Annotated in this window: 12 protein-coding genes; 5 read left to right on the top strand and 7 right to left on the bottom strand. The window is 65.5% G+C overall.

All coding sequences use genetic code 11. The features are described from left to right. Window positions 1-12: 12 nt before the first annotated feature. Window positions 13-1275: an efflux RND transporter periplasmic adaptor subunit gene (locus tag LNV28_RS10955; RefSeq protein ID WP_263519784.1), complete on the bottom strand. Its 1263-nt coding sequence runs from the start codon at window positions 1273-1275 to the stop codon at window positions 13-15. A gap of 243 nt (window positions 1276-1518) precedes the next feature. On the opposite strand from LNV28_RS10955, the gene LNV28_RS10950 reads away from it, so the two are divergent. After that, entirely contained in the window at window positions 1519-2184 is a 666-nt protein-coding gene (locus LNV28_RS10950) for a TetR family transcriptional regulator (protein ID WP_263519783.1), read from the top strand. 135 nt (window positions 2185-2319) lie between these two features. After that, on the top strand, window positions 2320-4743 hold the full coding sequence (locus LNV28_RS10945; protein WP_263519782.1) for a YgiQ family radical SAM protein: 2424 nt from the start codon (window positions 2320-2322) through the stop codon (window positions 4741-4743). A gap of 11 nt (window positions 4744-4754) precedes the next feature. Here LNV28_RS10945 and LNV28_RS10940 read toward each other — a convergent pair whose 3' ends face one another. Both LNV28_RS10940 and LNV28_RS10935 read right to left on the bottom strand, forming a co-directional pair. Continuing rightward, entirely contained in the window at window positions 4755-5156 is a 402-nt protein-coding gene (locus LNV28_RS10940) for a hypothetical protein (RefSeq protein ID WP_263519781.1), read from the bottom strand. A 6-nt stretch (window positions 5157-5162) separates the two neighbouring features. Then, window positions 5163-5585 (bottom strand): phage holin family protein, encoded by a 423-nt coding sequence (locus LNV28_RS10935; protein WP_263519780.1) that lies wholly within the window; start codon window positions 5583-5585, stop codon window positions 5163-5165. Between the two features lie 187 nt (window positions 5586-5772). On the opposite strand from LNV28_RS10935, the gene LNV28_RS10930 reads away from it, so the two are divergent. Beyond that, window positions 5773-8022 (top strand): putative bifunctional diguanylate cyclase/phosphodiesterase, encoded by a 2250-nt coding sequence (locus LNV28_RS10930; protein ID WP_263519779.1) that lies wholly within the window; start codon window positions 5773-5775, stop codon window positions 8020-8022. A 126-nt stretch (window positions 8023-8148) separates the two neighbouring features. Here LNV28_RS10930 and LNV28_RS10925 read toward each other — a convergent pair whose 3' ends face one another. Together LNV28_RS10925 and ald are read right to left on the bottom strand one after the other, a co-directional pair. Next, window positions 8149-8460, bottom strand: a complete 312-nt coding sequence (locus LNV28_RS10925; protein ID WP_263519778.1) for an ElaB/YgaM/YqjD family protein — start codon at window positions 8458-8460, stop codon at window positions 8149-8151. A gap of 77 nt (window positions 8461-8537) precedes the next feature. After that, on the bottom strand, window positions 8538-9653 hold the full coding sequence (gene ald, locus LNV28_RS10920; protein ID WP_263519777.1) for an alanine dehydrogenase: 1116 nt from the start codon (window positions 9651-9653) through the stop codon (window positions 8538-8540). A 330-nt stretch (window positions 9654-9983) separates the two neighbouring features. Between ald and LNV28_RS10915 the strand changes: the two genes are divergently transcribed. Continuing rightward, window positions 9984-11210 carry a 6-phosphofructokinase gene (locus LNV28_RS10915; protein ID WP_263519776.1) on the top strand — a complete coding sequence of 409 codons (1227 nt, stop codon included), beginning with the start codon at window positions 9984-9986 and terminating at the stop codon, window positions 11208-11210. A gap of 81 nt (window positions 11211-11291) precedes the next feature. After that, window positions 11292-12266: an aldo/keto reductase gene (locus tag LNV28_RS10910; protein ID WP_263519775.1), complete on the top strand. Its 975-nt coding sequence runs from the start codon at window positions 11292-11294 to the stop codon at window positions 12264-12266. A 9-nt stretch (window positions 12267-12275) separates the two neighbouring features. On the opposite strand, the gene LNV28_RS10905 is transcribed toward LNV28_RS10910, so the two are convergent. Both LNV28_RS10905 and LNV28_RS10900 read right to left on the bottom strand, forming a co-directional pair. Continuing rightward, the gene (locus LNV28_RS10905) at window positions 12276-13088 is read right to left on the bottom strand and encodes a MipA/OmpV family protein (RefSeq protein WP_263519774.1); all 813 of its coding nucleotides are present in this window, start codon (window positions 13086-13088) and stop codon (window positions 12276-12278) included. Between the two features lie 160 nt (window positions 13089-13248). Continuing rightward, on the bottom strand, window positions 13249-14148 hold the full coding sequence (locus LNV28_RS10900) for a GIN domain-containing protein (RefSeq protein ID WP_263519773.1): 900 nt from the start codon (window positions 14146-14148) through the stop codon (window positions 13249-13251). Window positions 14149-14201 lie beyond the last annotated feature (53 nt).

The following is a 14201-nucleotide window of genomic DNA, read 5'->3' as shown; positions in this document are numbered from 1 at the left end:
GTGAACCTCGTATTAGCGGCTGGCGGCTGAGGCCGGAGCGGCGGGGGCGGCCGGCGCCGAAGCAGAAGCGGCCGACCAAGGCACCGGCGTAACCGGCGCGCCGGGCACGAACATCTTCTGGAAGCCGTCGACGATGACTTGCTCGCCCGGCTTCAGGCCGTCCAGCACCACCCATTGGTTGCCCTGGGCGCTGCCGACCTTGACCATGCGCGGCTCGGGCTTGTTGCCGGCACCGACCACCAGGACCGAGTCACCCTGGTTGCTGCGCTTGACCGCTTGTTGCGGCAGCAGGATGCCGGCCGGAAGCTCGCCTTGCGACAAACGCACCCGCACATACTGACCCGGCAAGAGCTGACCCTCGGCATTGGGCACCTCGGCGCGCAGGCTGACCTGGCCCGATGCGGCATCGACGCTCAGGTCGGTGAACAGCAGGCGGCCAGGCTTGGCCAGCTCGCTGCCGTCGTCCAGCACGATGCGCACCTGGGCGGCCTGAGCACCGGCCGAGCGCAGCTTGCCGCCCGCCAGGGCACGGCGCAGCTGCTGCACCTCATTGGCGCTCTGCGTGAAGTTGACGTAGACGCTGCTGGTCTGCTGCACCAGGGCCAGCTGCGTGGCTTCCGCCGCGCTGACCAGGGCGCCTTCGGTCACCAGAGCACGGCCGATGCGGCCCGAGATCGGCGCTGTGACGGCGGCGTAGCCGAGGTTGAGCTTGGCGCTCTGCACCGCAGCTTTGCCAGCGGCCACATCGGCCTCGGCGGCCTTGGCGGCGGCCACGCTGCTCAGGTATTCCTGTTGGCTGATGGCACGAGCCTCGACCAAGGGCTTGTTGCGCTCGGCCTGCGCGGCGGCCTGGGCCAGATTGGCTTGCGCCTTGGCCAGACTGGCCTGCGCGCTGTCGAGGGCGGCCTGATACGGTGCCGGATCGATCTGGAACAAGACCTGTCCGGCTTTGATCTCGGAGCCTTCGGTGAACAGGCGCTTGAGCACCACGCCGTTGGCGCGGGCGCGCACCTGAGCCGTGCGCTGGGCTTCCACCCGGCCCGGCAGCTCGGTCTGCAGGCCCACAGCCTGCAGCTCCGTCTTGACCACGCCGACCGGCGCTGGTGGCGGCATGCCGCCACCGGCCGGGCCAGCACCGGCCTTGTCGCCTCCGCCACAGGCGGTCAGCGCGGCAGCCACGGCGATCACCAGGGGCAGCACATAAAGCGCGCGAGTACGCAGAGCGTCACGGGCGGGATTCAGGGCATCAGGGGCTTGAAGTTGGGAGGGCAGCATTGGGCTTGTCCTTTGGTTTCGCTGAGCGTGCGACGCAGCAGGGGCGATCGAAAAAGTGTGATTTGGCGTGTCGGGCATCTTGCTTCAGATCAAGCGCCGGCGACAAATGTCAGGCACGCTCGAGTCGTGGGGCTGTTGCAGAACGGTCGCCAGTATATACATACATTCGCGCATGTATGTTTTGTGACTTAAAATCCCTGCACCATGGCCCGGAAAACCAAACAAGAAGCACAAGAAACACGCATGAGCTTGCTCGACGCGGCGGAACAGCTGTTCCAGCAGCGCGGCGTCTCGCGCTGTTCCCTGCAAGACATTGCCCTTAGCGCCGGGGTCACTCGCGGTGCGATCTACTGGCATTTCAAGGACAAGGCCGAGCTCTTCGACGCCATGATGGAACGCGCCACCATGCCCCTTGAAGAAGGCATGGACATGAATGTGGACGCCAGCGGCGTGCTCAGCCTTGCCGATCTGCGCTGGGGCCTGATCAACGTTTTCTACTCGGCCATGCACAACGAGCGCACCCGGCGCGTGTTCGAAATTGCCATGCAAAAGGTCGAATACACCGGCGAGATGCAGGCCCTGCAGGAGCGCAAGCTGCAGTCGCACCGCAACTGGCGCGAACAGAACCGCCTGGCTTTTGAACATGCCATCAGCCTGGGGCAGCTGCCGCCAAGCTTGAACACCGGCCGCGCCGCCGTAGCCCTGGTGGCCCTGGTGGACGGCTTGCTGCACCAATGGATCATGGACCCGGAGTCCTTTGACCTGATGGAAGTCGGCCAGACCGCCATCGAAGGCTTTCTGACCAGCCTGGCGCAGAGCCGCGAACCCTTGCTGCCACCGATGAGCGCAGAGGAGATCGCCCGCCTCGGCCAGCAAGGCATTTGTCAGGGCCTGAAGCGGGAAAGCTGACGTGGGCCTGTGCAGGCAGCACGGCCAGCGCTCCCCTGCATTTCCACACAGAAAGCCCCGCAAATTTCACGGCTGATGCCGGGTTTGCCCGCAGTCCTGGGACAATCGCAGGTTGCTCTTTTGGAAACCGCCGCCGTGTCCGCACACCCCACCCTCACCGTTCCGAAACCGAACAAAGCCCTGACGGCCTACCGCCCGTTCTGGGCCAAGCGCTTCGGTCCTGCCCCATTCCTGCCCATGAGCCGGGCCGAGATGGAGCAGCTGGGTTGGGATTCCTGCGACATCATCATCGTCACCGGTGACGCCTATGTGGACCACCCCAGCTTCGGCATGGCGGTGATCGGGCGCACGCTGGAGGCCCAGGGCTTCCGCGTCGGCATCATCGCCCAGCCCGATTGGCAGAGTGCCGATCCCTTCAAGGTGCTGGGCAAGCCGAATCTGTTCTTCGGTATTGCGGCCGGCAATATGGATTCGATGATCAACCGCTACACGGCCGATCGAAAAATCCGCAGCGACGACGCCTACACGCCCGGCGGCCTGGGCGGTTCACGACCCGACCGCGCCACCCTGGTCTACACCCAGCGCTGCAAGGAAGCCTGGAACGATGTGCCCATCGTCATCGGCGGCATCGAGGCCTCGCTGCGCCGCATCGCCCATTACGACTACTGGCAGGACAAGGTGCGCCGCTCGGTGTTGGTGGACTCGAAAGCCGATCTGCTGGTCTACGGCAATGCCGAACGAGCCATTGTTGAAATTGCCCACCGCCTGGCCGCGCGCCAGCCGGTCGAGAGCATCACCGATGTGCGCGGCACGGCCTTCATGCGCCGCACCGACGACCCGACTTCGTCGGAATGGTTCGAACTGGACTCGTCCAACGTCGACCAACCCGGCCGCATCGACACCCTGATCAGCCCCTACCAGACCATCGAAGAGACGGCCGAGAGCAAGGCTGCCTCCTGCGTGACCGGCCAGGTGAAAGCACCCGGGCTGGAAGACGGCGCCAAGCCCATCACCATCGTCCGCAAGCCCCAAGCCCAGCCGCCCAGCGGCAAAATCCAGATGCCGCCGCGCGAGCGCACCGTGATCCGCCTGCCGGCCTACGAGCAGGTCAAGAGCGACCCGGTGCTCTATGCCCACGCCAACCGCGTGCTGCATCTGGAGACCAACCCCGGCAATGCCCGCGCCTTGGTGCAGCGCCACGGCGAGCGCGACGTCTGGATCAACCCGCCGCCGATCCCGCTGACCACGCCGGAGATGGACCATGTCTTCGACCTGAACTACGCGCGCTCGCCGCACCCCCGCTATGCCGACGAGAACGGCAGCCACGAGGGCGCGACCAAGATCCCGGCCTGGGAGATGATTCGATTCAGCGTCAACATCATGCGCGGCTGCTTCGGCGGCTGCACCTTCTGCTCGATCACCGAGCATGAGGGCCGCATCATCCAGAGCCGCAGCGAAGACTCGGTGATCCGCGAGATCGAAGAGATGCGCGACAAGGTCAAGGGCTTCACCGGCATCGTTTCCGACCTCGGCGGCCCGACCGCGAATATGTACCGCATCGGCTGCAAGAGCCCCGAGATCGAGGCCGCCTGCCGCAAGCCCTCCTGCGTCTACCCGGGCATCTGCTCCAACCTGAACACCAGCCACGACCCGCTGATCAAGATGTACCGGCGCGCGCGCGCCTTGAAGGGCGTGAAGAAGATCCTGATCGGCTCTGGCCTGCGCTACGACCTGGCCATCAAGTCACCGGAGTATGTGAAGGAGCTGGTCACCCACCATGTCGGCGGCTACCTGAAGATCGCGCCGGAGCACACCGAAGGCGGGCCGCTGTCCAAGATGATGAAGCCCGGCATCGGCACCTACGACAAGTTCAAGCAGATGTTCGAGCAGGCCAGTGAAGAGGCCGGCAAGAAGCAGTACCTGATCCCCTATTTCATCGCCGCCCACCCGGGCACCTCGGACGAGGACATGATGAATCTGGCGGTCTGGCTGAAGAAGAACGGCTTCCGCGCCGACCAGGTGCAGACCTTCTACCCCAGCCCCATGGCCACGGCCACGGCCATGTACCACTCGGGCAAGAACCCGCTGAAGAAGATCACCCGCAGCGCCGAGACCAGCGAAACCGTGGACATCGTCCGCGGCGACCGCCGCCGCCGCCTGCACAAGGCCTTTCTGCGCTACCACGATGCCAACAACTGGCCGATGCTGCGCGAGGCATTGAAGACCATGGGCCGCGAGGACCTGATCGGCAATGGCAAGTACCACCTGATCCCGACCTACCAGCCGGTCACCGACGGCAGCTACGAAAGTGCGCGGCGCAAGAACTCAACGCCGACCGGCGTCAAGACCTCAGTGGCCAAGCCCCTGGCCAAGCAAGGTCTGGGCAATGGCCGTCCGGCGGCACCGCGCCAGGGTCAGATCTTGTCCCAGCACACCGGCTTGCCGCCGCGCGACAACGGCAGCCGCCCGGCCAAGGCTGGCACTCGCCCGGCTCGCCCTGCCGGTTCCGCCAGCCCAAACAGCCCTGCTGCGCGAGCGCCCGGCAAACGGCCACGCTGAAGCTCTGGCGGTCAGAGCTCGGCTTCGCTGGCGGCAGGGCGCGCGCCCTGCCCCTGCCCTCGCCCATCTGCCGCCGCCTCAGGCCTGAAATCGGCCCTGAATTCGGCTTTGACCGCGGTCCAGAGGCGTGCGACCCGCAAGGCCAAGCGCAGCCAGTTCAAGCTTGCACCCAGGCTGCCAGCGCTCGACCTTGCGCCTCTGAAGTACCAGGCCAAAGCCGCGGCCGCCAGGCCCAGGCCGCCCCACAGGCCGGAACGGAATCGTGGCCCTGAGCCCATCAGGCCCTGGACCAACTGCAAGGGCTGGAGCAGATCACGGTGCGCCACTGCCAGCTCGGCACGCAGCTCGATGTGTCGCAGCCGCAAGGCCAGTTGGCGCTGCTGCTGCTCATTCAGTTCACGCTGAAACAACATGGCGGCTCACCTTTCCAGACCAGCGCGATCGCGCGCCAATTCAGCCGCGCTGGCCGCGAACAAGCCCGAAGGCTGGCTCAGCTGCGCACGCGCACCGGACCAGGCCCAAGCCGCCAGGCCTGCATAGATCACCGTCAAGACCAGGCCACTGAACCAGCGCCAACCTTCAGGGCTCAGCAGCAGAACAGCCAAGCTGAACATGAACAGCGCACCGCCGGCCATCAAGAGGGCGAGCAGCATCTGAACCAGGGCGCCGAACAGGCGAAGCTTCTCAGCTTCAAGCTCGCTGGACAGCAGTTCAACCCGAGTCTGCAGCAGCTCCAGGAGCACACGAGCCAGGCGCCCCAGAGGCCCGGCGCCAAGGCCCGCAGCCGCCGCAGTACCTCCGGCCTCTTGTCGCGATTCAGGCCGGGGCCCGGTTTCATTCATGCTTGCCTCCCATATGTGACCATCTTGCATTGCATTTACAGCGATCACATAGCCGGCAAATGCTCTATAAACTCAAACTGCATGTATCGTGAGTACCACCACATAGGCACTTGCGCTCATGGCGACCGGGTACAGAATGAAATACCCTCAAGCTATTGTCAATCCATCGGCTGGAGCACAGGCCCTCATGCGCGAGACAAACAGTCCGGCCAAGCCCGATCACGAAGACGACGACGATCTGCTGGAATTTCTGGACAGCCCCGAGCAAACGGACCCGACCGATGCTCACCTGATCCATCCCTGGCGGGTTCTGATCGTCGATGACGACGGCGATGTTCACAAGGCCACCGAGCTGGCCATGCAAGGCCTTCTGGTGGAAGGCCTGCCCCTGAGTTTTCTGCATGCCACCTCGGCCGCCGAAGCACGCCAGGTGCTGGCCAATGAAGCCGATCTGGCTGTCGTTCTGCTCGATGTGGTGATGGAGTCCGAAGACGCCGGCCTGCAGCTGGTGCGCTACATCCGCGACGAGCTCAAGCTCGGCGCCGCCCGCATCGTCCTGCGCACCGGCCAGCCGGGTTATGCGCCCGAGATCGAGACGGTGCAGGCCTATGACATCAACGACTACAAGACCAAGTCCGAGTTGACCCGCACCCGCCTCTACACGGTGCTCACAGCGGCGATCCGCTCCTACCGGCAGATCTGCGCGCTGGAAGCCAACCGGCGCGGGCTGGAGATGATTGTCGACGCCAGCACCGAGCTGAGCCGTTTGCGCGGCCTGCATCGTTTCGCTGAGGGCGTGGTGACCCAGCTCTGCGCCATGTTGGGCATCTTGCCGGAGGGCCTGGTCTGCGCCCAGGTCGGCATGGAAGCCGACGCCGAGGTGCGGGTGGTGGCCGCCGCCGGCCAGTACAGCGGCATGATCAATGCGCCGCTTTCGGCCGTGCAGATCAAGACGGTGCGCGAGCGCCTGCAGCAATGCCTGGACCAGCGCCAGAACATCTACGACGAAGGCACTTGCCTGTATTTCGGCATGAGCAATGGCCGGCCGATGGCGGCCCTGGTCGACGTCGGCCGCGAGCTCAGCGAAACCGACCAGCAGCTGTTGCGCGCCTTCTGCTCCAACATCTCGGTCGGTTTCGAGAACGTGGTTCTCTATGGCCAGCTGCTGGACCAAGCCTACAACGACCAACTGCTGCATCTGCCCAACCGCAATCGCTTCGTCGAGTTGCTGGACAAAAACCTCAAAAACCCCGCCGATGTCACCCTGGCCCTGATCGACATCGACGACTTCTCCGACATCAATGACGCCTTCGGCCACCACTTTGGCGACCAGGTGCTGCGCGCCGTGGTCTTGCGCCTCGGTGAAGCCCTGGGTCTGAACACCGCCATGGCACGGGTCGGCGCCGACACCTTCGGTCTGCTGGGCCCCAGCGACCAAGTCAGCGCCGACAACATCCAACAGGTCTTCCTGGAGCCCTTCTCGGTGGCCGGCGAACGCCTGCAGCTGTCCGCCACCACAGGCCTGGTGCGCCTGGCCGAGTCCGCAGCCGTGGGCTCCGAGCTGCTGCTCGACGCCCAGATCGCGCTCAAGCAGGCGAAGTCCCAGCACCGAGGCTCCTCGCAGTACTTCTCCTCTGCCATGGGCACCGATGCACGCGAGCGCTTCAAGCTGCTCAAGGGCTTGCGCGCCGGCTTCGAGGAAAACCGCCTGTTCGTGGTCTACCAACCCCAGGTCCTGCTCAGCGATGGCCAGCCCCTGGGCGCAGAAGCACTGCTGCGCTGGCGCACCGAAGAGGGTCAGTTCGTACCGCCCGACCAATTCATTCCGCTGGCGGAGAAGTCCGGCCTGATCATCAGCATCGGCGAGTTTGTGCTGCGCACCGCCTGCCACCAGCTCAAACGCATGCTTGAGCTCGGTTACCAGGACTTCCGCATGTGCGTGAATGTCTCGCTGGCGCAATTCCGTCACCCCGGCTTCATGGCCGTGCTGAGCAGTGCCTTGCGTGACACCGGCGTGGACGGGCGCAATCTCGAACTCGAAATCACCGAGTCCATGGCCATGGAGGACACGGAACTGGTCATGCACATCCTGGCTGACATCAAGCGCTGCGGCGTCAGCGTGGCCATCGACGACTTTGGCACCGGCTTCTCCTCGCTCAGCCATCTGCGCCAGCTCGACGTCGACCGGCTCAAGATCGACCGCGCCTTTGTGCGCGAGGCACAGACCTCGAGCGCCGGCTCGACGATTGCACAGATGGTGATCAACCTCGGCCGCGGCCTCAATCTGACCGTGATCGCCGAGGGCATCGAAACTGAAGAGCAGCGTCAACAGCTGATGGAGCTGGGCTGCCATGAGGGTCAGGGCTATCTGTTCGCCCGCCCCATGCAAGCCGACCAGCTCGAGCGCTGGATGGAACAGGCACCAGGCAAGACCTGACACCTGGCGAATTTTTCGCCTCGTCAACGGTTCAAAGAATAGAAAGCCCCGCAGGCCCTCAGGCCGCGGGGCTTTTTTTGCTCATGAGGCCGAGCGCGCTGCTCGGCCTCAGGCCTTTAGCGCCCCTTAGCGCCGGGCGATCAACATGCCCAGCAACAGGCCGACGCCGGCCGCCACGCCGATCGACTGCCAGGGGTTCTCATGCACATAGTGGTCGGTCGCCCGGCCGGCGGCCTTGGCCTTGTCGACAGCGGCATCCTGCAGATCATGAAGATTTCGCTTGGCACGGTCCAGGCTGGCCTGCACCTTGGCGCGCAGTTCGCTGGCGCCCTCGCTCGCCGAACCGGCGGTCGCCCGCAACAGGCTTTCGGCCTCGGCGACGACCGCATGCAGATCGTCCATCAAACGGTCTTTCTGGGATTGGTTGATGCTGGACATGAGAAACCTCCTGGGTTGAACGAAATCAGATGATGCGGGCCTCGCCGCCGGCGTTCGCCGTTCGCTTGATCGATCGATCAGTCGAACAAAGCCTCGGCCGGCACATACTCGTAGCCGAGGTCACGGGCCACCGCTTCATAGGTGACATGACCCCGGGCCACGTTGAGGCCGGCGCAGAGATGCGGGTTGTCGATCAAGGCCTGCTTCCAGCCCTTGTCGGCCAATGCCACGGCGTGCCCTATGGTGGCATTGTTCAGCGCAAAGGTCGAGGTGCGAGCGACCGCACCCGGCATATTGGCGACGCAGTAATGGACCACACCGTCGACCAAAAAGGTCGGCTCGGCATGGGTGGTGGCGTGCGAAGTCTCGAAGCAGCCGCCCTGGTCGATGGCCACATCGACCACCACAGCGCCCTTTTTCATGCGCGAGACCATGGAGCGGGTCACCAGCTTGGGCGCCGCCGCGCCGGGGATCAGCACACCACCGATGACCAGGTCGGCGCTCAGCACCGCCTCCTCGACACTGGCGACGTTCGAGTACTGGGTGCAGATGCGGTTGCCAAACACCAGATCCAGCTGACGCAGGCGGTCGACATTCTTGTCCAGCACGGTCACTCGCGCGCCCAGGCCCACGGCCATCTGCAGCGCATGGGTGCCGACCACGCCGGCGCCCAAGATCACCACATGGCCCGGGGCCACGCCGGGCACGCCGCCCAGCAGGATGCCCATGCCGCCCTTGCTCTTCTCCAGATGGGCAGCGCCGGCTTGAATGGACATTCGGCCAGCCACTTCGCTCATGGGTGCCAGCAGGGGCAAGCCGCCGCCGACCCCGGTGACGGTTTCGTAGGCGATGCAGATGGCGCCGCTCTTGACCAAGGCCGCCGTCTGCTCGGGGTCCGGTGCCAAATGCAGATAGGTGTAGAGAATCTGACCTTCCCGCAGCATGGCGCATTCCTGCGGCTGCGGCTCCTTGACCTTCACGATCATGTCCGCCTTGGCGAAGATGCGGGCCGCGTCGGCCTCGATCGCGGCGCCGGCGGCCACATACTGCTCGTCACTGAGGCCAATGGCGGCGCCAGCCCCCGCCTGCACCAGCACCTGGTGGCCGCGGCTGCTCAGCTCGCGCACGCTGGCCGGCGTCAGGCCGACACGGTATTCATGGTTCTTGATTTCCTTGGGGCAACCGATCAGCATGTCTGTCTCCGTGGCTCTGTGGCCGAGTTGAGGTGTCTCTTTGTACGAGCTATGTCGGCCGATGGGAAGCGGCATTTCTGCCTCTTCAGTTCGATTAGAACCGCTAATGCAAGAAGCCGACGGCACACGCGGCTTTGTCTGACACGTGCACTGCGCCCCGATGAGGTCCCGGCCTCCATAGACCGTGCTGAGGCGTCCGATCAAGTGCAGCAGCTACTGGGCGGCTGAGTCGCGAGCCACAAGCTCGCGAAAACCTGGCCTGAGCTGCCGCACAATCAAGCCCCATGGCCGGGCTGCGTTCGCCGCCTGCCACCGTCACCGGAGCACCTCATGAGCCCCTGCAAGATTCTCGTCACCCAGGGCGGCGGCCCGACTGCCGTCATCAATCAATCCATGGTCGGCGTGGTGCTGGAAGCCCGCCGCCAGGCCGGTGTGGCCGCCATCTATGGCGCCCGCCACGGCGTGCGCGGCATCCTCACTGAAGACTTTGTCGACCTGGCCCAGGAAACCAGCCACAACCTGGAGTTGGTGGCGCAGACGCCCTCCTCAGCCTTGGGCTCCACCCGCGACAAACCCGATGCCGCCTACTGCCACAAGATCTTCCAGGTGCTGCAGGCCCACGGCATCACGCATTTCTTCAATATCGGCGGCAACGACTCCTCGGACAGCACGCGCATCATCAGCGAGGAGGCTGCAGCCGCGAACTACCCGCTGCGCTGCATCCACATCCCCAAGACGATTGACAACGACCTGGTGCTGAACGACCACACGCCCGGCTTTCCTTCCGCCGCGCGCTTCGTGGCCCAGGCTTTTGCCGGCGCCAACCTCGACAACGCCGCCCTGCCCGGCGTCTACGTCGGTGTGGTCATGGGCCGCCATGCCGGCTTCCTGACCGCCGCCGCGGCCCTGGGCAAAAAGTTTCCCGACGACGGCCCGCACCTGATCTACCTGCCCGAGCGGGTGTTCGAGCTCGATCGCTTCCTGGCCGATGTGAAGGCCATGTATGAACGCTACGGCCGCTGTGTGATCGCCGTGTCCGAAGGTATTCACGATGCCAGCGGCCAGCCCATCGCCGCCCAACTGGCCAAAGACCTGGAGCGCGACGCCCACGGCAATGTGCAGCTCTCGGGCAATGGCGCCCTGGCCGATCTGCTGTGTGAGGAGATCAAGAGCCGGCTGGGCATCAAGCGCGTGCGCGGCGATACCTTCGGCTATCTGCAGCGCAGCTTCATCGGCTGCGTCTCGGACGTGGACCAGCGCGAAGCGCGCGAAGTCGGCGAGAAGGCCGTGCAGTTCGCCTTCCACGGCGCCGGCGGGCGAACTTCGGGTTCGGTGGCCATCAAGCGCAGCGGCACCTACTCGGTGGACTACGAGCTGCTGCCCCTGGCCGATGTGGCCGGCAAGACCCGGGTGATGGAAGACGAATTCATCAGCCCCTGCGGCACCAACATCACCGACGCCTTCCGCCTCTATCTGCGCCCGCTGCTGGGCTCGGGCATGCCGGACGCCTTCCGCCTGCGGCCCAATGCGGTGCCCAAGATCCTGAATCGCAGCTGATTCCATCCTGACCGTTCCTGCGCCCGGCTTCCTTACAGTCAGCGGCTCACTCCACCCCGCATCGCATCGCATCGCTGAACCATGACGCCCACGCCTCTACCGCTGAACCATTTTCTGCCCGGCAGCAGCCGCCTGGTCCTGGGCTGCATGAGCTTGGGCGGCCCCTGGGACGCCCAGGACATCGGCGAGGCCGACATCGCCCAAGCCCATGCGGCGCTGGAAGCGGCACAGTCCATCGGCATCACCGTCTTCGACCATGCCGACATCTACAAACGCGGCCGGGCCGAGCGCTGTTTCGGCGCCCTGCTGCGCCGCCAGCCTTCTCTGCGTGACGGCATCATCCTGCAGAGCAAATGCGGTATCCGCTTTGCCGATGACGCGGGGCCAGGGCGTTATGACCTGTCGGCCGAGCACATCATCGCCTCGGTGCAAGCCAGCCTGGAGAGGCTGGGCACCGAGTACCTCGACTTGCTGCTCTTGCACCGGCCGGACCCGCTGATGGAGCCCGAGGAAATTGCCGAGGCCTTTCGCCTGCTGCAGAGCCGCGGCCAGGTGCGCCACTTCGGCGTTTCGAATATGCAGACCAGCCAGATGCGCTGGCTGCAAAGGGCGCTGGACCAGCCTCTGGTCGCCAACCAGCTGGAAATGAGCCTGGGCAAGCTGGACTGGCTGGCCCAGGATGCCAGCTTCAATGATGGCCAAAGTGGCGCCGCCCTGCCCTGGGCCGGCACCTTGCAGCATTGCCAGGCCGAGGGCGTGCAGCTGCAAGCCTGGAGCCCGCTCGCCCAAGGCCGCTTCAGTGGCGCGGCAGCGGCCGACGATCGCATCGCTCAGGCCGGCACCGCCCTGGTGCGCGAACTGGCCAACCAGCACCAGGTGGCACCCGAAAGCATCGTCTTGGCCTGGCTGCTGAGGCACCCGGCCGGCATCCAGCCCGTGATCGGCAGCAGCCAGCCCGAACGCATCCGGGCCTGCGGTGCCGCGACTCAGGTGCAACTCAGCCGCGAGGATTGGTACCGGCTGTTTGTCTGTGCGCGGGGTCAGGCCTTGCCCTGAGCACCGGGCTCAGAAAGCGCGGCTGAAGCTCATCGCCAGCGTTGGCTGGCGGCGCTTCTGAACCAAGGGGCTGTTGCCGGCATCGCCGCGCAAGCTCTGCAAGCCCATGCGGGCGCTGAAGTTCCAATCCCTGTCCAGCGGCACCTGAGCTTGAGCAAAGACGCCGGCGCTGGCCACTCCTGCACGGACGCTGTGCACGCGCAGCTTGCTGCTGGCAGCCTGGCTCGCATCGACGCCGAACAAGGCCTGGCCCAGGCGGGCATCCATGGCCTCGACGCTGACGCCGGCGGCCAAGGCCAGGCCAGGCGTGGCCAACAAGCCATAGCTGGCATCGAGCTGCACACTGTGCCCACCCTTCTTGTTCTTGCTGCCAGCCGCGCCGCGGCTCAGCGTCCCCAGGCGAGAGCTGCTGCTGAGCTCCACGTTGAACCGCTCGACCTGCCACTGCGCTGCCAAACGCAGGGTCGGCGCGAACTTGACTTCATCCAGGCTGGCCCAGGCGGCGGGCAGGTCCTTGCGGCGCCGCCAATGGCTGTCCAGCACCAAGGCGGCACTGAGGCTCAGGCCCTCTGCTGGCCGCCAGTCGGCGCCCAATCCTTGCAGAGTGCTGGCAAAGAAATGCTCGCCGAAGCGCGCCTCGATCAAGGGCGCGGCGAACAGCTGCTGGCGATCAGCACCGGGGTACTTGGGCAGGCTGATGAGGGCTGCGCCCCAACGCATGGTCTGACCGTCCGGTGCGGGGGCCGGAGGCTGGGCTTGTGCGTAGCCTGCGCTGCACAGGATCAAGGCCATCAGCCCGTTGAAGTGGTGTGTGAGTTTCATGGTGTTCAGCTTCGCAGTCATGGATTCATTCAAGGAGACGCTCATCTCGGGAACGCAAAATCAGTGTCGGCCGACGCGCATGAAGCGGCCATGAAGGCCGCGGCAGCACGGGCGCGCAGCGCACGCTTGGGGCCTGCAGGGCCGTCGCGGCGCGCACCACTCAGGGTCGCGCCAGCAGCGTCTGGCCCTGCTTGGCTTCGCCCCGGGCCCGCACCGAGCCCGAGCCAAGCATCCAGAGCTGCAAGGCCGGTTGTCCGGCATAGCTGACGTCGCCCGAGCCGTAAATGCTGAGTTGCAATTGCTCCATGGCGCCGAGATCAGCATCGCCACTACCAAAACCACGCAGCTTGACCCGCTCGCCTTGCAGGCCGGCAGCCCGCACATCGCCACTGCCGGAAAGCAGCCATTCCTGCTCGCGCGCCCGGCCCGCCTCGATGCTGACCCCGCCGGAGGCACGCAACCTGGCTTCCAGCTGCTCGCTCTGCAAAGCACCGACTTGCACGCTGCCTGAACCCGTGAGGTTGATGGCCAAGCGCCGCGCTTGTACCTGGCCCAGCTGCAGCGAACCCGATCCGTGCACCAGTAGGTCAAGATGTCCTACCTCGACCCGCTCCACCCGCAAGCCACCGGAGCCACTCAGCAACAGCTTCAAGCGGCCTGCCTGCAGGGCACCGATCTGCACCTGGCTGGAGCCACGCAGCTCGATCGATTGCAACTGCTCGGCAGGCTGCTGCAGGCGCACGCGCGGCCGCGCGCTCAAGCCCAGCTCGCTCGCGACGGTGCCGCTGACCGGCGACATCAGGTGCAGGGTGTCACCGTCCACCCAGGCACGCACGCCGCCGCTTGGCAGCTCCAGCACGGCCTCACCATGGGCCATGAGCTGCAGGTCCATGGCGCCGTCCAGCTGCAACTTGCTGAAGGCCGGCAAGCGCTGGCTCTGTACCGCGGGCACGGCGAAGGTCGTGGCGGGCGCTTGGGGTGCCTGCGCCCCGCATGGCAACGCCGCCCACAGGCAGGCTGCGACGGCACAGAGGCGCCGCGCGAATAGGGCTGTACTCATGGAGTGATCTCGATGTTGTGAATCAAGCGGCCAGTTTGAAACCGGGCGCATGA

This window comes from Paucibacter sp. DJ2R-2 (assembly GCF_025717675.1).
In the GTDB taxonomy this organism is placed as follows: Bacteria; Pseudomonadota; Gammaproteobacteria; order Burkholderiales; family Burkholderiaceae_C; genus Paucibacter_A.
The sequence above is the reverse complement of the archived record's forward strand: the minus strand, read 5'-3'. Positions and strand labels throughout refer to the sequence as shown.